This window comes from Streptomyces sp. NPDC027189 (assembly GCF_055566975.1).
Window position 1 is genome coordinate 1 of the sequence record NZ_JBVHRI010000081.1, and the last position, 1,818, is coordinate 1,818.

The following is a 1,818-nucleotide window of genomic DNA, read 5'->3' on the forward strand; positions in this document are numbered from 1 at the left end:
CGTCCCTACCCTCCACATGGGTGGTCGAGCCCTTCGTATGGTTCAACCCCCAGGGGTGTCGGGTGAGGCTTCATTTCGTCTGCCATCAGTGGCTCCAACCGATTGGCCGCCCGACGCCCCACGACGACTCGGCCGCCAATTGGGATGTGCGAGCAGGATCGCTGTGTAGGGACGCGTCGGCGAAGTCGTCCGTGGGCAACCAAAAACACGACGATCTCCGGAGGCACGGTGAGCCAGATCTGGGCCGGTGTGGACGCCGGCAAGACTCATCACCACTGCGTGGTTATCAACACCGACGGCACCAAGCTACTCTCCCGCCGAGTCGTCAACGACGAGCCAGAACTGCTCGAACTCGTCGCCGACGTGCTGAAGATCAGCGACCACGTCACCTGGGCAGTCGACCTCGCTGATGGCGGCGCCGCGCTGATCATCGCGCTCCTGCTGGGCCATGACCAAGAACTGCTCTATATCCCAGGTCGCGCTGTGAACCGAGCCGCTGGCAGCTACCGGGGCGAGGGCAAGACTGATGCTCGTGACGCGGCCATCATCGCCGACCAGGCCCGGATGCGGCGTGACCTGCACCTGTTGCGTCCCGGGGACGCCATCGTCACGGAACTCAAGATCCTCACCGCACGTCGCACCGACCTGACTTGCGACCGCACTCGCACCATCAATCGTCTGAGGGCCCAGCTCACCGGCATCTTCCCGGCCTTGGAGCGGGCTCTTGATCTCACCCTCACGGGGCCGCTGACCCTGCTGACCGGCTATCAGACCGCGGCCGCTCTGCGCCAGCTTGGGCATGGTCGATTGGAGACGTGGCTACGCAACCGGAAGGTGCGAAACGCCGCACGACTCGCGGCAGCAGCAGCCGCGGCTGCCGAAAGGCAGCACATCACGCTTCCTGCTGAGAACCTCGCTGGGCAGTTGGTCCGCACTCTGGCTCAGCAAGTGTTATCGCTGCACTCACAGATCGCCGAGGTCGACAAGCTCATCGAATCGCGCTTTCAACAGCACCGGCACGCCAAGGTGATCCTCAGCATGCCTGGCATCGGCCCTGTGCTGGGCGCCGAGTTCCTGGCCGCGACCGGCGGGGACATGGACTACTTCGGCACCCCGGATCGCCTGGCGGGCTTCGCCGGCCTTGCTCCAGCGCCTCGCGACTCCGGACGGGTCAGCGGCAACCTGCATCGGCCACGGCGCTATCACCGAGGTCTCCAACGGGTGTTCTACATGTCCGCTAACGTCAGCATCCAGACATGTCCCGAATCCCGCGCCTTCTACGACCGGAAGCGATCTGAGGGTAAGCGGCACATCCAAGCGGTACTCGCGCTCGCTCGCCGACGCGTCAACGTTTTGTGGGCTCTCCTGCGCGACGAACGGTGCTACACCAACCACCCGCCCCTCCCTAGAACTGCCTGAATGGCACTGACGGTGATGTCAGAGGCATGTGGTGGGATGGCCGAACCTCAAATCGCTCCACGTGCCCGGAGACCACCTTGATGCCCACGTACCCCTCCCTCACCCGTGCGCTGGCCGAGGCTTTGGTCGATGTCCTCTGGTTCATCGAGGGCTGTGAGGACGAGCAGATGGACCCGGACGACGCCGTCAAGGTCCTCGAAGGCGTCGCCCACTGGGTGAACCAGCTGCCGAGCAGCCAACGGAGTGAGCTACTTGAACTGCTCAGGACGATGGCTGCTGCCGAGAGGGATCCAGCCCGACGGGAATTCCTGGAAGGCTTCCCGGAGGGCTTCGGACTTGTCGAAGACACCACCTGACGTCACGGGAACTTCGGGTTGACAAGCCCGATTGGGAATCGGT

General features: G+C 64.1%; 2 protein-coding genes. Both read left to right on the forward strand.

Annotated features, from left to right (window positions below; all coding sequences use genetic code 11):
- The first annotated feature begins 228 nt into the window (after window positions 1-228).
- The gene (locus ACZ4RZ_RS50260; RefSeq protein ID WP_467754372.1) at window positions 229-1,419 is read left to right on the forward strand and encodes an IS110 family RNA-guided transposase; all 1,191 of its coding nucleotides are present in this window, start codon (window positions 229-231) and stop codon (window positions 1,417-1,419) included.
- 80 nt (window positions 1,420-1,499) lie between these two features.
- Complete coding sequence (locus tag ACZ4RZ_RS50265; protein WP_467754373.1) at window positions 1,500-1,775, forward strand: hypothetical protein; 276 nt, start codon at window positions 1,500-1,502, stop codon at window positions 1,773-1,775.
- Window positions 1,776-1,818: the final 43 nt, after the last annotated feature.

Excerpts from the sequence above, each read along its gene's own strand:
- ACZ4RZ_RS50265 (WP_467754373.1), top strand. The coding sequence starts at position 1,500 with ATGCCCACGTACCCCTCCCTCACCCGTGCGCTGGCCGAGGCTTTGGTC.